Origin of the sequence: Amycolatopsis sp. 505 (assembly GCF_031625235.1) — a bacterium.
In the GTDB taxonomy this organism is placed as follows: Bacteria; Actinomycetota; Actinomycetes; order Mycobacteriales; family Pseudonocardiaceae; genus Amycolatopsis.
Window position 1 is genome coordinate 178,802 of sequence record NZ_JACKQP010000003.1, and the last position, 19,873, is coordinate 198,674.

The 19,873-nt window shown below is 71.8% G+C and carries 11 protein-coding genes; 5 read left to right on the plus strand and 6 right to left on the minus strand.

Annotated elements, in window-relative coordinates:
• Positions 1-12: 12 nt before the first annotated feature.
• The 4 genes from H5965_RS12540 to H5965_RS12555 are packed head-to-tail and all read right to left on the minus strand — an operon-like array spanning position 13 to position 5,252.
• Positions 13-2,514, minus strand: coding sequence for a CHAT domain-containing protein (locus tag H5965_RS12540; protein ID WP_310969824.1), 2,502 nt, complete (start codon positions 2,512-2,514; stop codon positions 13-15).
• 19 nt (positions 2,515-2,533) lie between these two features.
• Positions 2,534-2,998 (minus strand): hypothetical protein, encoded by a 465-nt coding sequence (locus tag H5965_RS12545; RefSeq protein ID WP_310969825.1) that lies wholly within the window; start codon positions 2,996-2,998, stop codon positions 2,534-2,536.
• A complete protein-coding gene (locus H5965_RS12550; protein WP_310969826.1) occupies positions 2,995-3,582 on the minus strand; it encodes a sigma-70 family RNA polymerase sigma factor in 588 nt (195 codons plus the stop codon). Before H5965_RS12550 ends, H5965_RS12545 begins: the two co-directional genes overlap by 4 nt.
• Positions 3,579-5,252, minus strand: a complete 1,674-nt coding sequence (locus H5965_RS12555; RefSeq protein WP_310969827.1) for a S8 family serine peptidase — start codon at positions 5,250-5,252, stop codon at positions 3,579-3,581. The genes H5965_RS12550 and H5965_RS12555 overlap by 4 nt, the downstream gene beginning before the upstream one ends.
• Positions 5,253-5,525: 273 nt before the next feature.
• On the opposite strand from H5965_RS12555, the gene H5965_RS12560 reads away from it, so the two are divergent.
• Positions 5,526-6,125 carry a hypothetical protein gene (locus tag H5965_RS12560; protein WP_310969828.1) on the plus strand — a complete coding sequence of 200 codons (600 nt, stop codon included), beginning with the start codon at positions 5,526-5,528 and terminating at the stop codon, positions 6,123-6,125.
• A gap of 172 nt (positions 6,126-6,297) precedes the next feature.
• Positions 6,298-8,589, plus strand: coding sequence for a hypothetical protein (locus tag H5965_RS12565; RefSeq protein ID WP_310969829.1), 2,292 nt, complete (start codon positions 6,298-6,300; stop codon positions 8,587-8,589).
• A 7-nt stretch (positions 8,590-8,596) separates the two neighbouring features.
• Here the strand turns inward: H5965_RS12565 and H5965_RS12570 are convergent, their stop codons facing one another.
• Positions 8,597-13,195 (minus strand): DUF6531 domain-containing protein, encoded by a 4,599-nt coding sequence (locus H5965_RS12570; RefSeq protein ID WP_310969830.1) that lies wholly within the window; start codon positions 13,193-13,195, stop codon positions 8,597-8,599.
• A 241-nt stretch (positions 13,196-13,436) separates the two neighbouring features.
• Here H5965_RS12570 and H5965_RS12575 point away from each other — a divergent pair, with 241 nt between their 5' ends.
• The gene (locus tag H5965_RS12575; protein ID WP_310969831.1) at positions 13,437-15,050 is read left to right on the plus strand and encodes a long-chain fatty acid--CoA ligase; all 1,614 of its coding nucleotides are present in this window, start codon (positions 13,437-13,439) and stop codon (positions 15,048-15,050) included.
• A gap of 4 nt (positions 15,051-15,054) precedes the next feature.
• On the opposite strand, the gene H5965_RS12580 is transcribed toward H5965_RS12575, so the two are convergent.
• Complete coding sequence (locus H5965_RS12580; protein WP_310969832.1) at positions 15,055-16,743, minus strand: GAF domain-containing protein; 1,689 nt, start codon at positions 16,741-16,743, stop codon at positions 15,055-15,057.
• Positions 16,744-16,889: 146 nt separating this feature from the next.
• Here H5965_RS12580 and H5965_RS12585 point away from each other — a divergent pair, with 146 nt between their 5' ends.
• Both H5965_RS12585 and H5965_RS12590 read left to right on the plus strand, forming a co-directional pair.
• The gene (locus H5965_RS12585) at positions 16,890-18,281 is read left to right on the plus strand and encodes an MFS transporter (RefSeq protein WP_310969833.1); all 1,392 of its coding nucleotides are present in this window, start codon (positions 16,890-16,892) and stop codon (positions 18,279-18,281) included.
• Positions 18,278-19,867: a tannase/feruloyl esterase family alpha/beta hydrolase gene (locus H5965_RS12590; protein WP_310969834.1), complete on the plus strand. Its 1,590-nt coding sequence runs from the start codon at positions 18,278-18,280 to the stop codon at positions 19,865-19,867. Before H5965_RS12585 ends, H5965_RS12590 begins: the two co-directional genes overlap by 4 nt.
• Positions 19,868-19,873 lie beyond the last annotated feature (6 nt).

Here is a 19,873-nt window from a genome sequence, read left to right on the forward strand (position 1 = left end):
CCGGACCGGCGGTCAGCCGGCGCCGAAGCAGACCAGTGGCACGAATTGACGGCCGAGAGTGGCTTCGGCGAGGGCCTGGGCCGGTGCCCGGCCGGTGGCGCGGATCCGGTGGTAGTCGACCATGATCGGCACGACGACCTCATCCGGCACCCGGGCGACTCCGGCCACGACGCTCCTCGTGCCGCCGTACAGCAGTGCCGCGGTGAAGCCGAGTTGCTCGTCGCCGGCGCGGACGACCGAGCGGCCCACGTCGCAGGCCGACAGCACGACGTGTTCGGGTGGTGCCTGCAGCTGCTGGATGTCATAGGCCATGAGCGGGCCGTCGGCGAGGTCGAGCCGGGAAAACAGCACGTTGGCGTGTTCGTGGTGCCCGTGCGCGGCGAAATGCACGACGGCTCGTCCGGTCAGGCCCTCCAAAGTGGCCGCGACGGTCGCCGCCGGGCCGGACAGCGCCGTGCTCCCGGGCACGGTCCGGGCGATTTCGGCCACTTCACGTGCCGCGTGGGCCAGGTTCGGCCCGGCGACCAGCAACGGCCGCCGGCCCGGACGCGGCACCTCGCTGCGCCGGCGGCCGCGCAACCAGGCGGTCGCCGACGGCGTGACGGTCACGGGGCGGCCTCTGAGTTCCGGCAGCAGACCCCAGGGCACCGCGGAGAGCGGGCCGGTGGGGACCACGACGAGGTCTTGATCCCCGATGATCGCGCGCAGGGGTCTGATCAGTGCGTCCGACAGGGTGCCGACGTCGTGCCGCAACGACTGCCTGATGGCCTCCACCAGGCGCGCCGGGAGATTGCGGCAGCAGAGCGTGTCCAGGTCGCCGCGCAACCGGGCGATGGCCTCGGCGACGGTCGACAGGTCCGCGACGTCCGTGAGGCGGTACTGGTGGCCGGCGATCGTGAGGGCGGCCAGCCTGCCCTCGTCGATCAGGAAACTCACCAGCGCGCTGTGCGACTTCGCCAGCTCGTCGGAGACCTCTCGCGGGGACGCGGTCGTGCCGTGGTCCCCGGTTCCGCCCGCGGTCCAGCCGTGGGCACGGATCGCCCGCTCGAGTTCCACGCACCGTCGTTCGGCACCCGGGTCGCGGCGACCGGCCAGTTCGGCGGACCTGGCCAGTGCCGCGCGCTGCCGCAGTTCGGCGACCGCGTCCGCGATCGTCTCGTCGACCGGAGGGCGCACCGGACGCAGCCTGAAGGCCTGGGCCCGTGATCGCTCCAGCCAGCTGAACACGGAAGCGGGCCGGCCCGAACGCAGCGCGGCCGTCAGCCCCGACCTCGCCAGCTGGACGCCGAGGGCGGCGGTGCCGGTCTGGAGGTCCAGACTGCCGAACCGGCCACGATGCCGGTGCAACGCGGCCAACCCGGCCCGTGCGTGGGTGAACACCCCCGCCCGGTTCCCTTCCGCGGCGTGGAGTTCGGTCAAGGTCAGGCAGCGCGAAAGCGTGAGGTCCAGGGTCGGCCGGACGGCTCGGCCCCGCAACTGCGCACGGGCGTCGTCGAACCGGCCGGCGGCGACGTGGGCCCGTGCCGCGAGCAGCGCGGCGAGAGCGGCGTCGGTTCGCAGGCCCAGTGCGGCCAGCCGGTCGGCCACGGCCGCGGAGCGACCGGCGATGCCCGGGGCACGTCGCCCACTCTCGAAATCCGCGAGCAGCACGGTGAACGACGCGACCGCCGCCCAGGTCTCGTTGCCCCGGCGCCGGAAGCGCCGTTCGGCTTGCCTGGCCCACTGGCGTGCCAGGGACGGGTTTCCGTCCGCGATCGCGACCTGCGCACGGGTGAGTTCCGCTTCGGCGCGCTCGTGGGTGGTGCGGGACACCACCAGGGACGACAGCGCGGCGTCGAGTTCCGTGGCGGCTTCGGCGATCAGGCCGGCGCCGAGCAACGCGCGCGCCTTGTCGACCGCGAGCACCGGCAGCAGGCCGGGCGCGTGCTGGGCGAAGCCGGGCCGGGCCGCGTCGAAGTCCCGCAGAGCGGCCGGAATGTCGCCGGTGAGCGTCTTCAGGTAGCCGCGGTTGAGCCGGGCCTTGGCCAGCATCAGCGGAAGATCTTCGGAGACGGCGATCGGTTCGCACCGGTCGAGGTCGGCCACCGCCGCGCGGATCCGGCCGGCGAGCTCGTGCAGCATGGCCCGGTTCAGGTGACCGCGGGCGACCCGCACCCGGTCGGCGGGGTCGATCAGCGGTTCGGCCTCGTTCATGAACTTGAGGGCTTCCTCCAAGCGGCCGACGAGCATCAGCAGCAGTCCCCGTTGCTGCAGCAGCACGCCTGCCTCCTCCGGCGCGGCGACCTCCGCGGCGTGGTCTAGCAGGGCGAAGCCGGTCTCGCGCCGGCCGAGCTGGACCTCGGCCGACGCGAGACTGATCAGCACCCGCGCCAGTAGCGGGTGCGGTTCGCCGCCGTCCGACGGCTTTTCGAGCAACCGCAGCGCGGCCCGCAGCAACCGTGCGCCGTCCACCGGGCGGCCGCTGCCGATCGCGGCCTGTCCACGCCGGTGGAGTTCCTCGACCCGGTCGCTCACCGTCGCGCGCCCTCCTCCGTCAGACGACGATCGACGGGGTCACCATGGTGCCGCCGTCGTGGACGAGCAGTTGCACCATCCCGCGTTCGACCCGGTCGAAGACGAACCTCCCGCGCTCGTCGGCCCGGACGGTCAGCAGGCCACCGGGGGTCCGGAGCTCGACGGAGTGCGCGGCGGGCGGGGCGATCCACCCGTCCAGCCGCACCGCCCCGTCCGGCGCCGGGGTGAGCGTGACGACGACGGTCAGGCTGCGGCCGTCGAAGGTGATCGACCGCGTGCTTTCGTCGCCGCGCGCCGCCACGAGTTCCCGGCGGCCGCTCGCCTTGAGCAGTTCCACCTCCGAAAGGGCGGAGTCCATCGCGAACAGCACCCAGTCGCTGAGGTGTTCCGGCGGTGGATCGGCGGCATCCCACAGTGCCCGGACTTCCTGCAGGACGGCGAAGTCGCGTTCGTCGAAGGGCGGGTGTCCCTCGTCGGAGGTCATGGCGTTCCCCCTCCGTCGGCTTCCAGCAGACGCCGCAGCTTCGCCAGGCACCGCCCGCGCGTAGGGCCGATGGTGCCGCGGGGCATTCCGAACTGGTCGCTGATCTCCGTGTAGTCCGGTCTCGGCACGTAGGCGACGATGCGCAGGAGCCGCTGGCACCGTTCGGGGAGCTGCCGCAGCAGTGACCAGAGCCGGCGGTGCGCCTCGTTCTCGACGACCGACTGCTCGGGGCCCGGCGCGGTGTCGGCGATTTCGAGAACGTCGGCGGAATCGGCGGTGCGCTCCGCACGCCGAGCTCGCGCCGTCCGCCACGCTTCGCGTTTGGCCACCGTCACCAGCCACCCGGTGAGCGCCGCCGGGGTCTGGATGTCCGACAGCGAGCGGAGCAGAGTGAGCCAGGTGTTCTGGACGACATCGGAACTCGATTCGGCGTCCAGGCCCTGTGCGCGCGCGGTGTGCCAGAGCAACGGGGTGAGCGTGCGGACGATCTCGTCCAAGGCGGCGCGCTCGCCCGCCCTCGCGGCCTCCAGCAGGGCGCCGAGCCCCGTGTCGGCCGGGGAGGGGTGCACGGACGGGTTCGTCATTCGTCCGGCTCGCGGGTGTGGAGGCCGGCTTCCGGTCGCGCATTGGCTTCGGCTTCGGCCTGAGTGCGGGCGATTTGCTTCAACCGCCGGACAGCCTCGGAGGCCCGTTTCCCGGCGTCCGTGTTGCCCGCCTTGATTTCCGTTTCGATCTCCCTGGCGAGCGCGGCCGCGATGTGCGGTGCCGCGAACGAGGTGCCGTCCCAGACCGCGAAGCCCCCGCTGAAGTCGTCGGGGTCCAGTCCCTGGCGGTCGTTGTCGCTTCCGATGCGCCCGGGTGCACCGGCGCCCCTGATGTCGGGAGGAAAGGCACTGACGATGCGGGCGCCCGGGGCGTACCAGGTCGCGGACGGGCCACCGTTGCTGAACCAGGCGGTGGTGCCGTTCGGATTCAGCGCGCCGACGCCCAGCACCGGTTCGCCGTGGCCGGCGGATCCCGTCGGCAGCGTGGCGAACGCCGCGGGCAGGAAGGGCCGGGTGGTCGTGTCATTCCCGGCTGCGGCGACGACGAGGACGCCCTGGTCGGTGAGTTCGCCGATCACCTCGGCCAGCCGGACCACCTTCCCATCGGTGACGGTGATATTGGCGCCACCGGTGCTGTCCGCTCCGTCGCTTTCGTCGTAGAACCCCAGCGAGAGGGACACGATGTCGACCATGGGCCGGTCGTCGTGCTTCGCCTGTGCGTCGGTGACCAACGCCAAGATCAGGTGGAGGGCCAGCAGGACGTCGGATTCCCAGGATGTGCCGTCCGAGTGCATCACACGCATGCTGAGCACATCGGCATCGGGCGCGTTCTGGTGGATGATCCCGGCGATGAAAGAGCCGTGGCCGGACGCGTAATTCAGGTACTCGCCCAGTCCGGCCTGCCAGATCGGCGCATCGATGTATGTCTGCAGCGCATCGCCGTCGGGCAGCCCGGCCACGTGCTGGTGCTGGGCGTCGATGGCGTCTTGCGCAGGCTTGAACAGGCGTAGGAAGCCGCCGGTTCCGGGTTGCTCGAGGACTTCCACGTCGCCCCACCACGGGTGCGAGCGCACGCCGGTGTCGAGGACGGCGATGACCGGACGACGCGTCGCCCCGTCCGGCGATCGGTGGGGTGGCGCCCCGCTGAACGTCACTGGAGCCAAGCCGTAGCGCGAACCCGGACTGCCGTCGGCCGCATCGTGCCCGACACCATTGGGATCGTAGGTCGGCACACCGCCGTAACCCAGCACGGATCCGCACATGAGGTGGTCCAGCGAAACGTCGCCCGCCAGGTCTGGCCGCTGCTGGCGGATCAGCTGCAATGCCACCCAGGCATCGGCCGGGTCTTCGCCGCCACCTTCGACGAGCCTGACCGCCCGTGGAAGCCGTGAGTCACTCAGCCGCTCCCGCAGAACGGAGTTGGTGACGATGTCGTCCAGCTCAGGAGGTTCCTGGAGAGCCATGCCGGTGCCATCGAGCACCGCGCTGAAGTCCTGCCACTTTGTGTCGAGCGCATTTTGGCAGATGAGGAGAACATCGGCGCGGTACGCCGTGGAACGCAGATTGTCGACCGTTCCGCGCCGGGCCTCCGCGGGCCGGAGAATCCGGGCGCGATGCCGGTCGAGGATGTGCTGGGGCCATTCGGGTAACGGCGCGTCGACGTCCTGCGGTCCTGCCGGGCGGCCCGGCGGGTGGTACTTGACCTTCATGGGGTTGCCTCCTGCAGAGGGGGTTGTCGCCTACGCGGAGGAGAGGGCCGGCGGGCCGCGCAGATTCACCCGGGTGGTCACGAAAAAAAATACTCCCGGCCGGAGGTATCCGGGAGAGGCCGAAAGACCCCTCTGCAGTGCTCGGTGGTGCTTCGAGCTTCCCGGTCCCGGCCGTGGCGGAAAGGTTCGATCAACGTCGGGCCGCCGCCCTCGAAGTTGCTTACCTGAAGCAAATGGGTGGAATCGATTTTCCGGAAAAAGGAGTTTCCCGTTATGGTGTTCACCAAACCGCGCGATGTGATCGGTCGCGTCTTCACCGTCGTCGCCATTGCCGCTGCCGCGCTGGGCGCGACTTCGGCTGATGCCTCGGCCTCCGCGGACCCGCCCGCTTCCGGCGCCGTTTCGGACATTGCCGTCGCGAAGGAAGTCGCGCGGATCAAGGCGCGCGGCGGGCTTTCCGCGGCTGCGCCCCCGAATGTCTGGAGAGTCGACGGCAGCAGCGATACCTGGAACGGGGGCTGCTGGGCGTCCGCCCACGCGGACTACTACCCCGCGAACGACCAGGCCGAGATGAGCACGACCGTCCGGAGCCCGTACCTGTTCGCCGCGTGCCGGGTGAACGCCCAACTGTGGATCGAGACCGCGAGCGGTTCGTTCCCGAGTGCCGTGAACTACGGGATGGCGTGTGCGGTCTGGGACCCGACCTGTGCTTCCACTCAGACGTGGCCGGGCAATCACAACAACGCGACCCCGGACTTGACGGCCTTCGTCGCCGCCGTCAACGCCACCCTGCAGACGCTGGGACTTCCGCCGACCTACACGCGGGCAATGGCCATCACCGGCGTGCACCTCACCTTCAGCAACGCGAGTTGAGACATGTCCGGGGGCCGGGCCGGCGCCTGGCCCCCGGATGTCCAGCTTTTGACCCGAACGGGAATCCGTCGTGCCGTATCTTTTCCGGTGAAGCCTGTGTTGCATTTGATCGACCCGGGCGGAGGAGAACGGGGTGGGCGGCTTCTCGTTTCGGTCATGGCGTCCCCTGAAAGTGCGGTTCCGCGCCGCGCGTGGGTGGGGCCTGCTGGGCGGTGCCGCGCTCCTGGGAGTGGTCATCGGCTGTGTCGTCGCGCTGTGGGTTCCGGGCGTCGCGGCGGTGTCGGTCGGCTCCGCCGTTGCCGTGGCCGTGTTCACGGTGGCGAGCGCTCGCGGCAAGGATGTCCTCGAACGGCAGGCCGAGCGGCGGGACGCCCGGCCGCTGCGGATGCTCGCCGCGGGGGCCGGCGGGCGGCCGCTGCGGGTGCGGGATCTCGATGATCCGATCGTGCTGAGGGTGCACCCCGCGGAGGCGGTCGTCCGGGACGTCGCCGGGGAGCGGACGCTCGACCGGACGCCGCCGTACGTGCGCCGGGACCTGCACGACGAGCTGGGCGGCCTGATCCGCCGGGGCGGGTTCGTCCTCGTGGTCGGTGAATCGACGGCCGGCAAGACGCGGGCGGTCTACGAGGCCGTGCGGGCGGTGTGCCCGGACCACGTGCTGCTGGTGCCGGCCGGTCGCGAGGCGCTGACCGACGTGATCGTGACCGCCGCCGACACGCCCCGGTGCGTGCTGTGGCTGGACGACCTCGAGCGGTTCCTCGGGGCCGGGGGACTGACGCCGATCCTGCTGAACCGGCTCCTCGGCCGCGGGTGGGGCCACCTCGTCGTCGCCGCGACGATGCGCAGTCCCGAGTTCGACCGCTACGGCGCTCGCGAGGAAACCGGGGTGGCCGGGGCGGATCTGGACGCCTGGCGCGATGCCCGCGACATCCTGCGGCTGGCGAGTGTGGCCGGCCTTTCCCGGCGCTGGACGGACGGGGAGATCGAGCGGGCCCGCGAATGCGACGACGACCCGCGCATCCGGGCGGCGCTGGCGAGCATCGAGAAGTTCGGCCTGGCGGAAGTGCTCGCCGCGGGGCCGGAACTGGTCCGCAACTGGCGCAATGCCTGGTCACCGTCCGCGCACCCGCGGGGTGCCGCCCTGGTGGCGGCCGCGGTGGACTGCCGCCGGGCGGGGATGGACGAGCCGGTGCCGCTGGACCTCCTGGCCGACCTATCGCGCCACTACCTGCGCGAGCACGGCGGTGAAGTGCTGCGCCCGGAGTCGCCGGCGGACGCCCTCGCCTGGGCGACGAAGACCAGTCACGGAGCCAGCAGCCTGTTGCTGCCGTCGGAGGGTTCCGACTACTACATCGCCTTCGACTACCTCGTGGATCTTCCCGGGCTGGCGCTGGTCCCGTCGCTGACGTGGCAGACGCTCATCGGCCGTGCCGAACCGTGGCAGGTCTTCCGCATCGGGGAAACGGCGGCGCGAGTCATGCAGCACGACGTCGCCGCGCAGGCGTTCCGCGAAGCGGCCGCTCGTGGGGTTCCCGGTGCGGACACCGCGGCCGAGTTCTACGCCGCTTACGGTGACCAGCTCCACGTGAGAAGCGCTTTCGAAGGGTTGCTGGAGGACCGGAAGGAAAGATTCGGCGACAAACACCCCGAGACGCTGCACGTGAGGCTCATGTACGCGGAGAGCATCGCCGATTCGCCGCACTCCGCCAAGGCGCTGGAGGTGTTCCCGGAATTGATCCGGGATCTCGACGAGGTGCTGGGCCGTCACCATCGTGACACGTTGGACGCGCGGCGCTGGTACGCCTACTCGATCGGCGTGTGCGGCGATCTTCCAGCCGCGATCGGCTTGCTGAACGACATCCTTCCGGCGCACGAGGAGGTGTTCGGGAACGAACACATATCCACTCTCCTGGCACGGCATTATCTGGCTTTCTTCGTTTCGGAGGACGAGCCGCAGAGGGCGCTCGGCATGCTGGACGACATGCGGGCGAGGTACGTCCGGGTCTACGGTCCGGACAGTCCGCGCGTTCTGCAGATCCGGGACCTCACCGGCAGCACGATGTGGCGTTCGGGTGTGCCGCTCGACGAAGTCCTGCACCACCACCAGTGCCTGTTCCACGACCGGGTCCGGATCCTGGGCAGCGATCACGCGCACACGGTGGTCACGAAGTTCAGGGTCGCCGCTCTGCTGTTCGAGACGGGGCAGATCGAGCAGGCCGACGTGCTTCTGGCCGAACTCATCCGGGAGTCGCTCGGTGACGGCGCAAGCGAGGAAGATCTGCAGAAGATCGCGCTTCGCCTCACCGAACTGCGTCTGGCCGAGGACGGGCGGCAACTGCGGTCGGTTCGCCACAAGGCGATGACGGTGCTGCGCGTCTTCGTGGCGCTGCGCGGTGAGAACGACCCGATCACCCGGAAGATCGCCGAAGTCATGTCGGCCGCCGGTGTCGCGGCCGGACCGTGACGACGGCTCAGCGCTTGGTGCGGTCCCAGATCACCACCGGGGGTGCGTCCGGGTAGTTGACGTCGTGGGCCCAAACTTTATCCACCTTCGGGTTGTGGCGGAGGATCGGGAACTCGTCCATGTCGAACACGTTGTTCGGCCGGCGGGACGCGAGCTCGTCGCCCTGGTCGGCCCAGCCGCTCGATTTGCCCGGGGTGTTGGGCAGGGCGATGTGGACGTCGCCCTGGGCGTTGTGGGCCAGGGCCTTCGAGGCGTCCTTCCAGACCTTCTCGCCGTTCGGGTGGTTGTCGGAGAACTTGGGCATCTCGACGCCGTTGTCCTTCAGGATGCCTTCGAGGGTGTTGCCGCCGTTCTTCTTGGCCAGGTTGATCGCCGGGTCCTCGATCGAGCCGTGGTACTTCGAGTCCGAGATCTTGGTGCCGGTGACCGGGTCGACCTTCGCGTCCGTGATGTGGCCGCCCGACCAGAACCAGGACTTGTCCTTGCCCGGCGCCATCATCTCGTCCCACTTCTTCGAGAACTTGGCGTACTGCTCGTCGGTCATGTTGTGCGGGCGGATCTTGCCGTCCGGGTCGCGGAACTCGCCGAGGCCGTCCGGCTTCTTCGCGCCCGGCGGGAGCTTGCCCGCGTCGCCGCCGCCCGCCGGGTTGTCCGGGGACTTCGGGCCGCCCGTCTTGCCGCACGGGCTCTGCACCAGGCCGAGCGGGTCGCCCTGCAGGTGCGGCTGCTCGACGTAGCCCACCGGGTCGGGTGCCGCGGCCAGGCCGAGCGGGTCCTGGCTCAGGTAGCGGCCGTTCCGCGGGTCGTAGTAGCGGTAGACGTTGTAGTGCAGCCCGGTTTCGGCGTCGCGGTACTGGCCCGGGAAGGCCAGCGGCATCGGCGCGCTGCCGGACGTCGACGGCAGCAGCTCGCCCCAGAAGCTCCTCCGCGCCTGCCACTCGACGCCGCCGTCCGGGGCGAGGAGCTCGGTCGGCGTGCCGGCCGGGGACGTCACCACCGTGTGGAACCGCACCTCCGCACCGCGCTGCTCGACCTGCACCACCGGCCGGCCGTCGTCGGGATGACGCTCCCAGGTGAGCACGCGCGACGAGCCGTCGTCGGACACCTCGATCTCCTCGACGAGCTCACCGCCGCTCCAGACGAACCACGTCTCCGCCGTCTGCCGCGGCGCGCCGTCGTCGCCGAGGATCCAGCGGCGCTTGGCGAACCGGCGGCCGAGCGGGTCGTAGAGGTAGGTCCAGAACGACTCGTCCGGGCCGATCGCGGCGACCAGCCGGTCCAGCTCGTCCCAGACGAAGCGCCACCCCGCGGTCCCGATCACCCGGCCCTGCGGGTCGTGGCCGTACCGCGTCCCGGACGGCGGCACCAGCCGGCCCGCCGGGTCGTAGGCGAAGCGTTCGACGCCTTCGGGCGCGTGCACCTCCGCGACGCGGCCGGCGGCGTCGAACCCGAACCGGACCGGCCGCGTGTCGTCGATCGCGGCGAGCCGGCCGTCCGGCGTGTAGGTGTAGGCGCGCCGGCCCACGCCGGCGATCGTCTGCTCCCCGATCCGGTCGGAAGCGTCGAAGACCTGGCGCAGGACGACGGTGCCGTCGACCGACCGGGCGGTCTCGCGACCGGCTTCGTCGTACTCGAACGCGATCTCGTGGCCCCGGACGCGCAGCGACACCGGGCGGTCGCCGTCGTACCGCCACTCACTGTCCACACCGGACAGAGTGGTGCGGTGGACGCCCGCGGCGTCGTAGGTCCAGCGCACGCCGACGCCGTTGACGGTCTCCTCGCGCACCCGCCCGCGTTCGTCGCGCACGATCTGCAGGACCGATTCGTTGTTGATCGCGTACTCGAGCTGCCCGAGCGCGTCGTAGGCGTACCCGGTGACCCCGGTCGCCGTCCGCCGCTCGACGACGTTGCCGAGCACGTCGTAGGCGTACTCGGTGACTTCGCCGGCGCCGTTCGTCATCCGCCGCAGCTGCCCGGCCTCGTCGTAGGCGTAGGTCAGCCGGCGCCCGTCGAAGTCGGTCTCCTCGACCAGCCGGCCGGCCGGGTCGTAGGTGTAGCGCCAGGTCTGGCCGCGCGGGTTGGTCACGGCGGTCAGCCGCAGCTCGGCGTCGTAGCCGTACGCCGTGCGCGCGCCGGCCGCGTCGAACTCCTCGATCGGGAGGCCGAACGGGCCGTACGTGCGCCGGGTCGTCCGCCCGGCCGCGTCGCGGTGCTCGACGACGCGGCCTTCGCCGTCGTGGCGCCAGCTTTCGCGCTCGCCGCCGGGGCCGATCCGCCAGGCGCGCTGCCCTTCCGCCGTCCAGCCCAGCTTCGCCGCGCCGCCGGACGCGGTGTGCACCAGCCGCGGCCGCCCGAACGGGTCGCGGTCACCGGGCCGCACCGCCGCGGTGAGCACCGGCTCGTCGCCGAAGACGTCCGTGCCGTCGACGCGCAACCGGGTCGAGACGCCCGGGAGCGCGGCGTACGGATCGGCCGCCGGCGCCACCGCCCGCGCGTCACCGGCCCGCAGTTCCACCTCGCCTGCCCCGGCCGGGGTCAGCCGGACCTCGGACCCGTCCGGCCGCGTCACCGTCGTCAGGACGCCGTTTTCGTAGCCGTAGAAGGTGATCCGGCCCAGTTCGTCGGTCTGCGAGAGCAGGTCGTCGTAGCGGGTCCACGAGTACCGGCGTGTGTGCCCGAGCGGGTCGGTCCGCTCGACGAGCTGGCCGGCCTCGTTCATCCGGTAGACCCAGGTTTGGCCGAGCGCGTCGGTGTGCCGGGTGGTCCGGGTCCCGGTGTCGTAGGCGAACGCGCCGTTGAGGTAGCGCTCGGCGCCGACGCTGCGGACGCAGCGGCCTTCGGCGTCGTAGACGTAGCGGTACCAGGTGCCGGTGCGGTCCTGCCAGCCGACGATCCGGTCGTCGACGTCGTAGTCGAGGTTCACCGGGCGGCCGGTGAAGCCGGCGATCTGGGTCAGCTGGCCGAGCCGGTTGTAGCCGTACCGCACGACCGGCGCGCCGCCGGGCACGCCGAGCGCGATGATCCGGCCCGCGCCGGCGTTGATCCCGATCTCGGTGCCGTCGTCGCGGCGCAGCAGGCTGGGGGCGCCGCTCTCGTCGTGTTCGATCGTGGTGCGGGAGCCGCCCTGCTCGATGCCGGTCAGCGGCAGCACGCGGCCGCCGCCGTCCGCGAACACCAGGTCGCGCGGGCCGGCCGACAGCCGGTAGCCCCCGCCGGTCCGGCGCAGCGGGTGGCGCGGTCCTTCGATCGGCAGCACGGGCCGGTCGCCGTCCGGCCGCGGGTACACCAGGACCATGCCGTCCTCGGCGAAGAACCGCAGGTGGTCGCGATCGGCCTCCAGCCGCTGGTCCAAAGTGGACGCCCAGGAGCGGCCGAACCACCGGCCGCCGCGGTAGGCCGACAGGTGCGTGCGGGACAGCTCCAGGTCCCCCGCGTCACCCGGCAGCGTCAGGTCGACCTGCTTCAGCACGACCTCGCCGGTGGCGACGTCCACCGGGTCGGAGACGCACACCTTCTTGTCGTCGGGCACCGCGCGGTCACGCGGGCCGTCGCCCTTGGGGTCGCCCTTCGGCTTGCCGCCGCCGTCGGCCCCGCCCTTCGGGGTGGCCCCGGGCGGGCCGTCTTTCGGCGGCGGCGGGGTGCCGTCCGGCGGGTCGCTCTTCGGGGGCGGGTCCGTCTTGGGTGGGGCATCGGTCTTGGGTGGCGGGTCGCCTTTGGCGCCCGAAGGCGAGGTACCGTCGCCCTTCGCGCCCGAGGTCGTGGTGCCGTCGCCGTCACCCTTGCCCTTGGGCCCACCGATGTCCTTCGGCCCGCTCTTGATGTCGGCGTGCTTGGGCGGTGGCGCGGTCTTGCCCGGCTTGATCTTCCGCAGCGCTTTCGCCGCGTCTGAGAACAGGTCCCCGGCGCGTTTGAGCAGCGGAATCAGCGCCTTCAACGCCGTCACCAGCCGCTTCACCAGGTCGGCGATTTTGGAGGCGGTCTTGGCGACGGCGTTGATGACTTGTGGCACGACCCAGGTCATGCCGATGCCGAGGGTGAACACGACTTGCAGCGCCCAGCTGATGAGGTGCCCGACCAGCTCGGCGATGATGTCGCGCACCAGTGCCCGGACGGCGGCGACGACCTCGCCGGCGGTTTTGACGCCGCTGGAGGCGCCTTCGCAGCCTTTCTGCGCGGTTTCCAGCAGTGTGACGGTGTCTTGGGCGCGTTGGCGGTAGGTGTCGGCGGCGGCGCCGGTCCAGGAGGCGATGTCGGTGGTGACCATGCCGGTCAGGTCTTCGCCGACGCTGCCCAGTTCGGTCGCGATGTTCTTCCAGGTTTCCGACTGGGCGGCGATCTCGTCGGCGTTGCCGGTGAGGCCGTTGAGGGCTTCCTTGAGCGGTCCGACGTGTTCGATGAGCCAGCCGACTCCGGCGGCGAGGATCGCCCCGAAGGGGTCCATTGCCATCGACAGCGCGTCCAGCGCCGTCCCGACGGCTCCGAGGGCGACCGAGGCCCAGTCCCCGCTTTCGATGGCCGACTTCAGGTCGTTCGCCGTCTCCAGCAGCGAAATGCCCGAATACGCCTTCGTGGAGTCCTTGGTCTCAGCCACCAGCGGGTTTGCCACTTGTTGACCTTCTTTTCGTCGGGCCTTCAGCCAAAATTAGCAGCGCCGTCTCCTCGGGCGGCGGCCCCGCGACCCGCCTGCCCGAAAATCCGCCATCGCTGCCCGGGGTGGGCAACGGCCCGCCGGCGTGGAGGTGATCACCACCGGGGACCCCCGACGAGTGGGCGGTTCGCACCTCTGCCGCGGCCCGGAACGCTCTTAAAGTCACTCGCGACCAGGCCACCGGACCGGAAGAGGCGCCATGGACGGGCTGATGCAGCCACGGCCGCTCACCATCGCCCACATCCTGGAGCGAGCCGAGCGGCTCTTCGCGCACAAGGAAGTCGTCACGGCCGGGGGCGAGCGGCTCACCTACGCCGAGGTCGCCGTCGGGACCCGGCGCCTCGCCGCCGCGCTGGACGCCCTCGGTGTCCCGCCCGGCGCCCGGGTCGCGACCTTCGCGAGCAACCACCGCCGGCACCTCGAGCTCTACCTGGCCGTGCCGGTGACCAAGCGGGTGCTGCACCCGATCAACATCCGGCTCCCGGCGGAGCACCTCGAGTACATCGTCGAGCACGCCGAAGACGACGTCGTGTTCGTCGATCGCGCGCTGCTGCCGCGGATCTGGCCGAGCGCCGCCCGCCTGCCGCGGGTGCGCCACTGGATCGTGCTGCCGGACGACAGCGGCGAGCCGATTCCGGACGATCCCCGCATCCGGCACTACGACGACCTGGTCTCCGCGGCCGCGCCGGTCACCGGCTCGTTCGAGGACTCCTTCACCCTCGCCGACGAGCACCTCGCGTCCGGGCTCTGCTACACCTCCGGGACGACCGGGCGGCCCAAGGGCGTGCTCTACAGCCACCGCTCGACGGTCTTGCACGGCCTGGGGACGCTCGCCGCGGGCCTGATCGGCCTCGGCGAAAGCGACGTCGTGCTGCCGATCGTGCCCATGTTCCACGCCAACGCCTGGGGCCTGCCCTACGGCGCCATGCTGGCCGGCGCGGCCCTGGTCCTGCCCGGCCCGTCCGCGGACCCCGGCCACCTGCTGCGGCTGATGGCCACCGAGCGCGTCACCGTCGCCGGGGCCGTCCCCACGGTCTGGACGAGCATGGCACCCGGGCTGCGCGACCACGACCTGAGCGCCACGCGGTTCCTGCTCGGCGGCGGGTCGGCCGTCCCGCCGGCGCTGTCGGAGACCTTCCGCGCCGCGATCGGGGTGCCCATCACGCACTCCTGGGGGATGACGGAGATCAGCCCGGTCGGGGCCATCGGCGGCACGCGCACCCAGCACCGGGACGCGCCCGCGGCGGATCAGGTCGCGGTGCGGGCCGCCCAGGGACAGCCGTTGCCGCTGGTCAACGTCCGGATCGTCGACGTCGAAACCGGCCGGGAGCTGCCCCGGGACGGCGACGCCGTCGGCGAGCTGCAGGTCGCGGGCCCGTGGGTGGCGGGCGGCTACTACCGGGTCGGCGCCGACGGCAGCTTCACCGCGGACGGCTGGCTGCGCACCGGTGACCTGGCCACCATCGACGCCGAGGGCTACCTGCGGCTGGTGGACCGGATGAAGGACCTGATCAAGTCCGGTGGCGAGTGGATCTCCTCGGTCGAACTCGAGAGCGCCATCACCTCGCACCCGGACGTCGTCGAAGCGGCGGTGATCGCCCGCCCGGACCCGCGGTGGATGGAACGCCCGGTGGCGTACGTGGTGCTGCGCGACGGCGGCGAGACCACGGCCGACGAGCTCCTGGCGCACATCACGCCGATGGTCGCGAAGTGGTGGCTGCCCGACGAGGTCGTGTTCGTGCCCGCGTTGCCCAAGACCGGCACCGGCAAGATCTCGAAGACCGCCCTGCGCGATTCGGTGCGGGTCGGCTGACCGCTCAGGACGTGACCGTCCGGAGCTGGTGCAGCCGCAGGCCGAGCTGCAGTTCCAGGTCGTTCTCGTGGCGCCAGTCGGAGCCGAGCACCGCGGCGGCCCGGTCCAGGCGCTTGAGCAGGGTGTTGGCGTGCAGGTGCAGCGCGCGGGCGGTCGCCGCGACGTTGGCGCGGTGGACGTAGTACGCGCTGAGCGTGCCGACCAGATCGGTGCCCCGCCGCCGGTCGTACTCCAGGAGCGCGCCGATCGAGCCGGCCAGGAACCGGTCGAGCTCGCCGGCCCGCTCGGGGTCGAACACCATGGCGTACAAGGCGTACTGGCTCGTGGTGGCGCCGCCGTCGGTGTGCCCGAGCGCGCGCATCACGGCGCCGCAGCGACCGGCCAGGGACTGCGCCCGGGCCCAGTCGTGGCCGCTCGCGCGTTCCCCGACGACGATGACCGGACCGCCCAGCGTCCGCCGCAGTCTCGTGTGGACGTGGGCGACAGTGGCCTCGGCGTCGGCGCCGGGCAGGATCATCGTGGCCCGGCCGAAGTGCTCGCCGGCCAGCCCGGCGCGGTCCCGGGCGATGTCGTGCAGGTGCCGCGCGAGATCACCCTGCGGCACCGCGGGGGAGTCCGCGACCAGGACCAGGTCCAGGCGGTCGACGTCGATGGCGCGGGCCCGGGCGCGGGCTCGCTGGGCCGGGCCGATGCCGGGACTGCCGACCATGAGCTCGGTCAGCAGCTCCCCGCTCAGCCGCTCGCCGGCCTCGGCGACGGCCTGCTCCTTGAGGATGAGCAGCCCCAGGATGTGCGTGGCGCGCTCGAGGGTCCGCAGGTCCGTGTCGTCGCCGGTGCCCGACGGCCGGCTCCACACGAGCGCGCCGAGGTAGCTGTCGCCCGCCTGCACGGCCGCCACGCTGCGGTCGGTCCCGTCGGCGCCGGACGACGTCGTGCAGCGGCCGGTGCGGCGGGCGTCCTCGACGGCCCCGGCCAGGTCCGTCCTCAGTGGACTGCTGGTCCGGCCGAGCAGAGTGACACTGCCGCCGAGCTGGTCGGCGAGGTGCTGGGCGACGTCGGCCGGGGTCCCGCCGTCCAGCACGACGCCGGTCAGGGCTTCGTGGATCGCCTGCGCCCGTTCGATCTTCCCGTAGGCGACCCGCAGTTCCCGCAACGCGGTCCGGCTCTCCTCGTAGAGCCGGGCGTTGTCGAGGGCGACCGCGGCGTGGTCGGCGAACGCGTTCAGCAGCGCGATCTCCTCGGCCTGGAACGACCGTTCGGAGCGGTCCGCGGCGAACAGCGCGCCGACGGCTTCGCCGCGGATCACCAGCGGCACGCCGAGCAGCGCGACCAGGTCCTCGGTGACGACCAGGCGGTCGAAGTTCGCGTCGTGCTGGATGAGCGTCGAGGTGGCGTAGTCGCGCACCCAGTGCGGGCTCTTGGAAGCCAGCACCTTGCCGCCGAGCCCGACCGTGGCCGGGATGGTCGCCGCGAGGAACTCCGCGGAGATCGTGCCTTCCGACGCGCGGGCCGACAGCCGGCCGTCCGCGCCGACCAGCGAGAGGTAGGTGAAGTCGGTGCCGATCAGGTCGTGGGCGTGGTGCACGATCGACTGGAGCACCTCGTCGAGCTCGCCCAGCGCGGTGAGCGACTTGACGGTGGCGTACAACGACGCCAGTTCGCGCTGCCGGCGCGGTTCCGCCGCACTGGTCACGGGGTCGCCCTCCTCGGCATCGGGGTGGGCGAAAGACCCACCGCTGCGGCGGGAGGAGTGGGTGGTCCACACCTCAGCCGGCAGCGTAACCGCGCCCTACCATCACCGCCAGCACCTGCCTGACCTCCTCGACGAAGGCGGCACCCATGGCCATTCCGCTCACCCAACCCGAAGGGCAGTCCGGCACCGGGGTGCCCGCCGCCCCGCGCCGGGGCTTCCGCAAACTGCTCGCCGCCGGGCTCATCGGCAGCTCGATCGAGTGGTACGACTTCTTCCTCTACGGCACCGCCGCCGCGCTGGTGTTCCCGAAGGTGTTCTTCCCGCACGCCTCGGCGCTGACCGGGACCCTGCTGGCCTTCAGCACGTTCTGGGCCGGGTTCGTGGCCCGCCCGGTCGGCGGCGTGCTCGCCGGGCACCTCGGCGACAAGTACGGGCGCAAGCCGGTGGTCGTCGCCTGCCTCGCGCTGATGGGGGCCGCGACCTTCCTGATCGGCTGCCTGCCCAGCGCGGCCAGCGTCGGCGCGCTCGCCCCGACACTGCTGGTCATCCTGCGGTTCGTCCAGGGCCTCGCGGCCGGCGGGCAGTGGGGCGGCATCGTCCTGCTGCTCACCGAATCCGCCAGTCCCAAGCGGCGCGGCTTCGCCGGGACGTTCGGGCAGACGAGCGTGCCGGTGGCGGTCATCCTGTCCAACCTGATCTTCGTCGCGGCCAGCGGCCTGATGCCCGATGCGGCCTTCCTCAGCTGGGGCTGGCGGATCCCGTTCCTGCTCAGCGTCGTGATGTTCGGCGTGGTGCTCTACATCCAGGCCAAGGTGGAGGACACCCCGGAGTTCCGGCAGCTGCAGGAAGCGGTGGCGGACAAGGAAGGCCCGGTCGTCCGGGCGCCGCTGGCCCAGGTCCTGCGCAGCAAGTGGGGCACCATCCTGCTCGGCTGCGGGCTGCTGTCGGCCACCAACAGCCTGTTCTACGTCAGCATTTCCGGGCTGCTCAGCTACGGCACCGGCACGCTCAAGCTCCAGCGCGACTCGCTGCTCGCGGTGGTGCTGCTCAGTTCCGCGGCGATGCTCGCGACGATCCCGTGGTCGGGACACCTTTCGGACAAGGTGGGCCGCCGTCCGCTGATCCTGATCGGCGGGCTGGGCGTGGCCGTCTGGGCGTTCCCGTACTTCGGGCTCGTCGGCACCGCGTCGCTGCCGCTGATCTTCGTCGCGGTCGCGGTGGGCTTCGTGTTCCAGTGCCTCACCTACGGCCCGATCGCGAGCTTCCTCGGCGAGCTCTTCGCGCCGAACGTCCGTTACTCGGGCGCGTCGCTGGCCTACCAGCTGTCCGCGATCGTCGTCAGCGGGGGCACGCCGTTCCTGATGACGGCGCTGATCGCGGAGGCCGGGAGCACCTGGCCGGTCGCCGTCTACATCACGCTGATGGGACTGATCACCTTCGCCAGCGCGTGGTTCCTGCCCGAGACGAACCCGCCCGAGGTCCGAGCCGATCCGGACGCCGTCCCGGGCGCGCACCTGCACCAGGCGGCCGCGCGATGAGGAAGACGGTGGTGGCGGCCGTCGTGGCGCTGACGGCGAGCGTCCCCGGCCCCGCGCTGGCGTCTCCGGCCGCGCCGGAGTGCGCCGGGCTCGCCGGGCTGCGGATTCCGGCGTCGGTCATCAGCCTGCCCACGAGCGGCGGGCTGGTCACGGCCGCCGCCGTGACGGGTGCCACCTGCCGGGTCGACGCCGACCTGTACCCGGTCGATCCGGCCGCGCCGGCCATCAAGCTGCGGGTCGCCCTGCCCGGTGCGTGGAACCACAAGGCGCTGATGTTCGGCGGCGGCGGGTACAACGGCACCATCCCCGACGTGGCGGCCAACGTGCCGTTCGGCCCCGCCGACCGGCCCACGCCGCTGGCCCGGGGCTATGCGACCTTCGCGAGCGACTCCGGCCACCAGCAGGACCCGGCGCGCCCGCCGTCCCTGGACGGGTCGTTCGGCGCGAACGACGAGGCCCTGACCAACTTCGCCGCCGGCGACGCGCTCAAGAAGACGCGGGACGCGAGCCTGTTCCTCATCAAGCGCGCCTACGCGGCCGCGCCTGCCGAAGTCTTCTTCGCCGGCGGGTCGACCGGCGGCCGGGAGGCGCTGGTCGTCGCCCAGCGGTGGCCGGCCGCGTTCGACGGCGTCATCTCCGCCTACCCGGCCTGGAACAACCTCGCCGAGATCCTGGACCTGGGTTACCTCACGCAGGTCCTGGCGCGGCCCGGCGCTTTTCCCGACCCGGTGAAGCAGAAGCTTCTCTACGACAGCGTCATCAAGGCCTGTGACAGCCGGGACGGTGTCGCCGACGGCGTGGTCTCGAACCCGGGCTGCCGCTTCGATCCGCGCGTGCTGCGCTGCCCGGCCGGGGCCGACACCGGCCCGGCGTGCCTGTCGGACGCCCAGATCGGGGCGGTGACGGCGATGTCGTCGCCGTTCCGGTGGCCGTACCGGATCGCCAGCGGCGAAACGCAGTACCCCGGCTTCCCGTTCCTTGCGGGCGCGGACATGCGGACGCCGTTCCTCGGCTTCGGCACCACCGCGCCGGCCGACCCGATGCCGGTGACCAGCGGCTACGGCATGCAGTACTGGGACCAGTGGGTCAAGTACTTCCTCACCCGGGACCCGGGGCAGAACGCCTTGGACATCGATCCCCGGCACCCCGGCAAGTGGCTCGCCCGGATCAGCGCCCTGTCGAAGATCGAGGACCGCAACAACGCGGACCTGCGCCCGTTCGCCCGCGCGGGCGGCAAGCTGATCCTGCTGCACGGCGCCGCGGACGAGCTGGTCTCGCCGTACTCGACGAGCGACTACTACGAGCGCGTGCGCAGGGTGGTGGGTCCGCACACGACCGACGCGTTCCTGCGGTACTACGTCGTGCCCGGCGCCAACCACGCCAACTTCGGGACCCCGGCGTTCGCGGCCGGCTGGGATTCGCTCACGGCGCTCGAGCAGTGGGTGGGGACCGGCCGCGCGCCGGTGAACCAGGTCGTCACCGACCTGGCCCACCAGCGCACGCGGCCGCTGTGCGCCTACCCGGGCTGGCCCCGGTACCGCTCGGGTGATCCCGACAGCGCCGCGAGTTTCGTCTGCACCCGCTGAGGGGCG

What these genes read in the sequence shown, in the direction of transcription:
- H5965_RS12560 (WP_310969828.1), top strand. Translation starts at nt 5,526, where the DNA reads ATGGTGTTCACCAAACCGCGCGATGTGATCGGTCGCGTCTTCACCGTC.
- H5965_RS12590 (WP_310969834.1), top strand. Translation starts at nt 18,278, where the DNA reads ATGAGGAAGACGGTGGTGGCGGCCGTCGTGGCGCTGACGGCGAGCGTC.
- H5965_RS12585 (WP_310969833.1), top strand. Translation starts at nt 16,890, where the DNA reads ATGGCCATTCCGCTCACCCAACCCGAAGGGCAGTCCGGCACCGGGGTG.
- H5965_RS12550 (WP_310969826.1), bottom strand. Translation starts at nt 3,582, where the DNA reads ATGACGAACCCGTCCGTGCACCCCTCCCCGGCCGACACGGGGCTCGGC.
- H5965_RS12555 (WP_310969827.1), bottom strand. Translation starts at nt 5,252, where the DNA reads ATGAAGGTCAAGTACCACCCGCCGGGCCGCCCGGCAGGACCGCAGGAC.
- H5965_RS12545 (WP_310969825.1), bottom strand. Translation starts at nt 2,998, where the DNA reads ATGACCTCCGACGAGGGACACCCGCCCTTCGACGAACGCGACTTCGCC.
- H5965_RS12575 (WP_310969831.1), top strand. Translation starts at nt 13,437, where the DNA reads ATGGACGGGCTGATGCAGCCACGGCCGCTCACCATCGCCCACATCCTG.